The organism is Sphingomonas bacterium (genome assembly GCF_903643065.1).
Classification (GTDB): Bacteria; Pseudomonadota; Alphaproteobacteria; order Sphingomonadales; family Sphingomonadaceae; genus Sphingomonas.
The window spans coordinates 1-7,038 of record NZ_CAHJWX010000092.1; the positions used below are offsets into that span (position 1 = coordinate 1).

Annotated in this window: 5 protein-coding genes; 3 read left to right on the top strand and 2 right to left on the bottom strand. The window is 69.3% G+C overall.

Annotated elements, in window-relative coordinates:
- Positions 1-127: 127 nt before the first annotated feature.
- Entirely contained in the window at positions 128-1,735 is a 1,608-nt protein-coding gene (locus HUU95_RS04835; RefSeq protein WP_174279075.1) for a S10 family peptidase, read from the bottom strand.
- A 28-nt stretch (positions 1,736-1,763) separates the two neighbouring features.
- Positions 1,764-2,222 (bottom strand): DUF4440 domain-containing protein, encoded by a 459-nt coding sequence (locus HUU95_RS04840; RefSeq protein ID WP_174279076.1) that lies wholly within the window; start codon positions 2,220-2,222, stop codon positions 1,764-1,766.
- Between the two features lie 121 nt (positions 2,223-2,343).
- On the opposite strand from HUU95_RS04840, the gene HUU95_RS04845 reads away from it, so the two are divergent.
- The 3 genes from HUU95_RS04845 to HUU95_RS04855 all read left to right on the top strand — a co-directional run bounded on the left by HUU95_RS04845 (position 2,344) and on the right by HUU95_RS04855 (position 6,864).
- Positions 2,344-3,897 carry an alkaline phosphatase D family protein gene (locus HUU95_RS04845; protein ID WP_174279077.1) on the top strand — a complete coding sequence of 518 codons (1,554 nt, stop codon included), beginning with the start codon at positions 2,344-2,346 and terminating at the stop codon, positions 3,895-3,897.
- Positions 3,898-4,088: 191 nt separating this feature from the next.
- A complete protein-coding gene (locus HUU95_RS04850; RefSeq protein WP_174279078.1) occupies positions 4,089-6,125 on the top strand; it encodes a TonB-dependent receptor in 2,037 nt (678 codons plus the stop codon).
- A gap of 25 nt (positions 6,126-6,150) precedes the next feature.
- On the top strand, positions 6,151-6,864 hold the full coding sequence (locus HUU95_RS04855) for a ZIP family metal transporter (RefSeq protein WP_174279079.1): 714 nt from the start codon (positions 6,151-6,153) through the stop codon (positions 6,862-6,864).
- Positions 6,865-7,038 lie beyond the last annotated feature (174 nt).

Sequence of the window (7,038 nt, forward strand, 5' to 3'; positions counted from 1 at the left end):
ACCGCCGCCGCGCGGCGCGGAGGCGGATTGCAGCGTCATCGCCGGCGCCGCGCTCGCCGCCAGCAGGGTCGCGGCGCTCACCGCCGCCATCAGGATCCGTCGCATGGTGTTCTCCTTGGGTTCGCGATCATCGGCTCGCCGGGCGGTTCTGGGCGGCGGCGGCGACCGTGGTGTCGTAGAAGGTGGACAGGTCAGCGTGAAGCTGGTGCAACGCATCGGGGTTCAGATAGATCATGTGACCCGACGGATAATAGCGGAATGAGACGTTGCCGCGCAGCTTCTTGTCGAGCATCATATGCGCGATGTCATATTCGGTGGCGAAGAACGGGGTCGCCATGTCGTACCAGCCGTTGAGCGACAGCACCTTGAGATAGGGGTTGGTGCGGATCGCGGCGGCGAGGTCGACCGCCACGTCGGGATTGTTCATCGGATAGCCGCTGTTGGGCGCCTTGTGCTTCCAGTTCCAGTCGAAATCCTTCAGCCCATAGGCGGCGATCCGGTAGGGGATGCCCGACTTGTACTTGAGCTCGCGCTGGACATAATCGCTGAAGGTGGTGACGAACGCGCCGGAAATGGCGGTGTCCGACGCGTCGAACTCGGGGCTCTCGCCGGCCGAGTCGCTGTCGGTGCCGGTGTAGCGGCTGTCGAACCGGCCGACCGTTAGCGCTTGGTCGCGCAACAGCTCCTTCTGAAAGCGGTTGAGGTCGACGCGCAGGTTGGCGCGCTTGATGAAGGTGGCGGACAGGCCGGTATAGGCCGCCATCTGGTTGGCGATCGCGTCGGCCTCCGCGTCGGGCAGGTCCTGGCCCTTGGCGAGCGCCTGCGCATAGGGGCCGGCGGCGAAGGCGCGGACCTGGGCCAGGAAGCCGGGCAGGTCGGCGGGCTTGCTGGCGAGCTTGTCGTGATACCAGGCGGTGGCGGCGAAGCTCGGCAGGTAGCTGACATAACCCTGGTCGTAGCCCGCCTGCTCGATGCCGTAATTGAGGATCGACGACAGCAGGACGACGCCGTTGAGCGCGAACCCGCGATCCTGGAGCTGGTAGGCGAGGGCGGCGGAGCGGGTGGTGCCATAGCTTTCGCCGAACAGGAATTTGGGGCTGGTCCAGCGGCTGTTCTTGGTCGTCCAGCGGATGATCGCCTTGGCGAACGCGTCCGCGTCCTCGTCGACGCCCCAGAAATCCTTGCCCTTCGCGTCGCCGAGCGGACGCGAATAGCCCGCGCCCACCATGTCGATGAAGACGAGGTCGGTCTTGTCGAGCAGCGTGTCGGGGTTGGGGCCGAAGCCATAGGGGGCGGGGCGGATATATTCGGGGTTGGCGGTCTTGACGCGCACGGGCGCGAACGAGCCCATGTGCAGCCACACCGAGGACGAGCCCGGGCCGCCATTGTAAAAGAAGGTCACCGGCCGCGTGCCGGGCGCGGCGCCGTCCAGCGTGTAGGCGACGTAGAAGACGCTGGCGGTGGGCTTCGCATCCTCGTCCTGGATCGTCACGGTGCCGGCGGTGGCGTGATAGGCGAGCGTGCGGCCCTGCGCCGCGACGCTGTGCGCGGTGACGCTCTCCTCTTCCTTGACGGGCACCAGCGGCCATTCGTCGGCGAGCTGCCTAGCGACGCGCTCGGCATATTTGTCGGCGGGTGAGCCGGGCTTGGCATCGCCCGGCTTGGGCGCGTCCTGCGCAACGGCGGGAGCGGCGAGGAGAAAGGCGAGGGGGAGAATGGAGGCGATGCGGGTCAAGCGGGTCTTCCTGGCAAGGGAGGGCGGGTCAGTCGCGTTCGTCCATGATCTGTTCGTCGACGATCAGCCAGCGACCGCCCCGCTTGGCCATTACATACAGGATGTGCGACTTGCGCAAGCCCACCGCCGATCCGTCCTGGCGGGTCTGCCCCTCGCTCGCCTCCTCGCTCCAGGCCGAGGCGGTGGTGGGCGACAGCAGCCGCACGTCGGTGATCGCCGGCGCGGTGACGGTCCGGGCGGAGCGGAACCGGGCGCGGGTGAACAGCCGGGCGAGAAACGTCTCGACCGCCGGTTCGCCGACCAGCCGGACGCCGAACGGGTTCTGCCAGCGAATGTCGGGCGCATAGACCCGACGTGACACGGTCGCGTCATAATCCTGGTACATCCGGTTCTCCGCGACCAGCACCGATCGCACCGCCGCCGTTGCCGCGTCGGGCGGCGGGGCCGCGGCGAGCAGCGCCGGCACGGCGGCGACGAGTGTGGACATGAGGCGCGACGACCGGAGCTTCACGTTCATCAACCCATTGAGATATGAAATATCGTGCGCTAGGCCGATCCCCGCGTCAACGGGCCGATCGGCGACGGCCACGTCAACGGAGCGCACCAGCATGACGGACCCTATCTTCGCGCCCTCCCGCCGCGCCGTGGTGGCGGGCGGGGCCGTGCTGCTGGGCGCGCCCACGATCCTGCGCGCGCAGCAGCTGTTCGCGGCCTATCCGTTCCGGCTGGGCGTCGCGGCGGGGGAGCCGGCGGCGGACGGCTTCGTGATCTGGACTCGGCTCGCGCCCGATCCGCTGGGCGAGCATGGCGGCATGCCGATGGGCGCGCCCGTCGCGGTCGACTGGCAGGTGGCGAGCGACGAGCGGTTTGAGATGGTGGTGGCCAAGGGCACCGCGCTCGCCCGGCCCGAGCTGGCGCATTCGGTGCACGTCGAGGTGGCGGGGCTGCTGCCCGACCGACCGTACTTCTACCGTTTCACCGTCGGCGCCGAGCGGAGCCAGCGCGGCCGCGCGCGGACGCTGCCGCTGCCGGGCGCGGCGGTGGGCAACGTGCGCTTTGGGGTGGTCGGCTGCCAGAATTACGAGGACGGGCTGTTCACCGCCTATCGCCATATCGCGCGCGAGGACCTGCAGTTCGTCTTCCACTATGGCGACTATATCTACGAGGGCCGCGACACGCCGACGCAGACCGGTGATCGCCCGATCGTGCGTGAGCATGCCGGGCAGAAGCTGTTCGACCTCGCCGACTACCGCCGCCGCTACGCGCAATACAAGCTGGACCCGGACCTTCAGGCCTCACACGCCAGCGCCGCCTGGTTCGCGGTGTTCGACGATCACGAGGTGGAGAACAACTGGGCGGGCGACACCGACCAGGAGAACGATCCGCCCGAGGTGTTCGCGCTACGCCGCGCGGCGGCGTTCCAGGCCTATTACGAGCATATGCCGTTCCGCATAACTAGCTTCCCCGGCCCCGGCGGGATGCGGATCCATCGCCGCGCGAAAGTGGGCACGCTGCTCGATCTCCACCTGCTCGACACGCGCCAGTTCCGCACCGACCAGCCTTGTGGCGACGATTTCAAGCCGGTCTGCGCCGCCGTCGCTGATCCCGCCGCGCGGATGATGAGCGCGGACGAGGAGCGCTGGCTGTTTGCCGCGCTGGCGGAGCGCCGCGCGCGCTGGAACGGGATCGCGCAACAGGTGATGATGATGCCGCTCGACCGGCGCACCCACGCCGAGCCCGCGTCGATCCGCAACATGGACAGCTGGGGCGGTTATGACGCGCCGCGCGAGCGGTTGTTCGGCCATCTGGCGGGGCTGGGCAACGCGGTGGTGCTGACCGGCGACGAGCATCAGAACTGGGCGGGCGAGCTGCGTACCCGGGGCGGGCAGGGCGAGGCGGTCGCGGTGGAGTTCGTCACCACCTCAATCTCGTCGGGCGGCGACGGCAACGACACGCGGCCGGGCAATGACAGGATCATGGCGGAGAACCCGTTCCTGAAATGGACCAACGACCGGCGCGGCTACGCCACCTGCGAGGTGACGCCGGACGCCTGGACGACGCGGTTCCGCGTCGTCGAGCGGGTGACCACCCCCGGCGCGCCGGTGACCACCGCCGCGACCGCGACGGTGGAACATGGCCGCCCGGCGCTGACGCTGGCGTGAGGGTGGTTCGAGACGAGGCCCTTCGACTGCCTTGCAGGCGTTTAAAACTGGCTCCGCCGCTCAGCCTCCTCATCACGGTTGATGGGGCGCCGACGCTCGTCTGAGCCGGCCCACCGAACCACCGTCGATCGATCATTGATATACCATATCGTGACGGCTAGGGCGGCGAGCCGAATCGGAGCAGGTGATCGATGTTGAAGTTCCTCGCAGGCGCGAGCGCGCTGGCGCTGGCCGTGTCCCCCGCCGCCGCGCAGACCGCCACGCCGGCGTCCGGCACGGACCCGCAGCGGCCGGCCATCTCTCCGGACGGGGCGACGCCGGCGTCGGGCGCGGATGTGATCGTCACCGCCAACCCGTTCGGCACCGAGACGCCGACCATCGTCGCCAAGGTCAACCGTGACGCGATCCTCAAGACCGGCGGCGACAGCATCAGCGACGCGCTGGCGGGCGTGCCGGGCATTTCCGACACCTCGTTCGCGCCGGGCGCCAACCGGCCGATCATCCGGGGCCAGGACGCCGCGCGCGTCCGCGTGCTGGAGAACGGCGCGAGCAGCTCCGACGTGTCGGACGTCGGCCCCGATCACGGCATCCCCGTCGACCCGCTGTCGGCCCAGTCGATCGAGGTGGTGCGCGGCGCCGCGACGCTGCGCTATGGCAGCCAGGCGATCGGCGGCGTCGTCAACATCATCAACAACCGCGTGCCGTCGGTGTTGCCGACCCGGCCCTTCAACGCCGAGGCGTCCGGCTCGTTCGGCACTGTCAACAATGCCGGCGAAGGCACGTTGCTGGCCGATGGGCGCGCCGGCAACATCGCGCTCCACGCCGACGGCTTCTATCGCTATACCGATGATTACGACACGCCGCTGGGCACGCAGCAGAACTCGTTCTTCCGCGGCCATGGCGAGACGGGCGGCGCGACCGTGTTCTTCGGGCCGGACAACAAGAGCCGGGTCGGCGCCGCGATCGAGCAGTACAACTCGCGCTACGGCATCCCCAGCGACGACACCTATCTGAAGCTGCGCCAGACCAAATATGTCGAGCGGTCGTCGTTCGACTTGGGGGAGGGGCTGCTCCGCTCGCTCAACGTCGACGCGAGCTATGCCAATTACAGACATACGGAGAACGAACCGGACGGCACCGTCGACACGACGTTCCGCAACAAGGAGTTCGACGGGCGCGGCGAGCTGTTGTTCGGGCCGCTCGGCGCGATCCAGAACTCGGCGGTGGGCGTCGAGATTCAACATCGCAACTTCTCGGCCGTCGGCGAGGACGCGAGCTATCTGTTCCCGACCAAGACCGACACGCAGGCCGGCTATCTGTTCACCGACACGCCGGTCGGCGACGCGTTCCACCTTCAGGTCGCGGGCCGCGTCGAGCACATCCGCGTCACCGGCACTCCCGCCTCCGACGTGCCGACGCGACGCAACTACACGCCGCTCAGCGGCTCGATCGGCGCGTTATACGACTTCAGCGGGGCGGTGAAGCTGGGGGCGACCTTCTCGTCCACCGGCCGCGCGCCATTGATCACCGAATTGTTCGCGCGCGGCGGCCATGACGGGCCGAACACGTTCGAGACGGGCGACCCCACCCTCAAGATCGAGCGCTCCAACTCGCTGGAGGGCACGCTGCGGGTGACGCGGGACCGGTTGCGGTTCGAGGGCAGCCTCTACAGCTCGTGGTTCAGCAACTACATCTATGGCGACCTGACCGGCCGCACCTGCGACGACGACGGCAACTGCGTCGTGGGCGACGCCAATGAGCTGCGCGAGCTGAACTACCGCCAGCAGGGCGCCTGGTTCCGGGGCGTGGAGGCGGACGCGCATTATGCGGTATTCAAGCGCGACGAGACGCGCGTCGAGCTGCATGGACTCGCCGACTACACCCGCGCGACGTTCGACCACGATCGCGGCAACGTGCCCCGTATCCCGCCCTACCGCGTCGGCGGCGGGCTGGACCTTGTCAGCCGGCGCCTCGACGCGGGCGCGATGTTCACGCACGCGGGCCGGCAGAACGAATATGGCGCGTTCGACACACGGACGCCCGGCTACAACCAGCTGACCGCGCAGGCGACGCTGCGGCCGTTCGCGTCGCATCCCGGCATCGAGCTGGCCGTCGTCGGCCAGAACCTGACGGACGACGTGCAGCGCAACGCCGCCGCGCTCAACAAGGACAGCGTCGTCCTGCCCGGACGCAACGTCCGCTTCGTGCTGCGCGTCGCGACGTTCTGAGCGGGCCGGGACCAAGGGTCGGGCGGTGACGGTCTCAACGCCGCTGATGCTGGGCGTCGCGGCCTCGACCGCGACGTTGCTCGGCGGCGGCGCGGCGCTGCGCTGGCGGCGGCATCTGGTGCTGCTGCTGGGGATCACCGCCGGGATCGTGCTGGGGGTGGCGCTGTTCGACCTGTTGCCCGAGGCGATCGAGCTGGCGCAAGGCACGGTGGGCGAGCGCTGGCTGAGCGGCGCGGTGGCGGTCGGGCTGGGCGCGTACATGCTGCTCGATCGCGGGCGCGGCGGGGACGGAGCGGTCGCCGCGACGGGCTGGCGCGCGCATCTGGGGCCCGGCACGTTAACGCTGCACAGCCTGGTTGACGGGCTGGGCATCGGCCTCGCCTTCCAGGCGAGCACGCAGGTGGGCTGGGTGGTGGCGGCGGCGGTGCTGAGCCACGATGTCGTCGATGGGGTCAACACGGTGAGCCTCAGCCTCGCCTCGCGCACCGAGCGCGCGGCGCGCGGCTGGCTGCTCGCCAATGGCGCGGCGCCGCTGATCGGGGTGAGCCTGGGCCTGGTCCTCCCCGTGTCGCCCGGCGCGCTGGCGCTGATCCTGGGTGGCTTCGGCGGCGCCTTCCTCCATATCGGCACCGGCGAGCTGCTGCCGCGCAGCTACCGGCTCGATCCCCGGCCACGCACCTCGCTCGCGAGCCTCGCGGGGATGGCGCTGGTGGCGGGCATCAACGGCCTGATCCGATGACGGGCCGAGCCGACGCTTTTTACATGACGGATCGCCTGTTCGGGCGTTCGACAGCGCGCGTGGATATAGTATGACCTGTCATATGCTGGAGCGCCGATGCTACTATCGCTGATCACCGCCGCCGCCGTCGCGAGCGCCCCCGTCGCGGCCGCGCGGCCGGTGGTGCCCGGCGCG

What these genes read in the sequence shown, in the direction of transcription:
- HUU95_RS04840 (WP_174279076.1), bottom strand. Translation starts at nt 2,222, where the DNA reads ATGTCCACACTCGTCGCCGCCGTGCCGGCGCTGCTCGCCGCGGCCCCG.
- HUU95_RS04845 (WP_174279077.1), top strand. Translation starts at nt 2,344, where the DNA reads ATGACGGACCCTATCTTCGCGCCCTCCCGCCGCGCCGTGGTGGCGGGC.
- HUU95_RS04850 (WP_174279078.1), top strand. Translation starts at nt 4,089, where the DNA reads ATGTTGAAGTTCCTCGCAGGCGCGAGCGCGCTGGCGCTGGCCGTGTCC.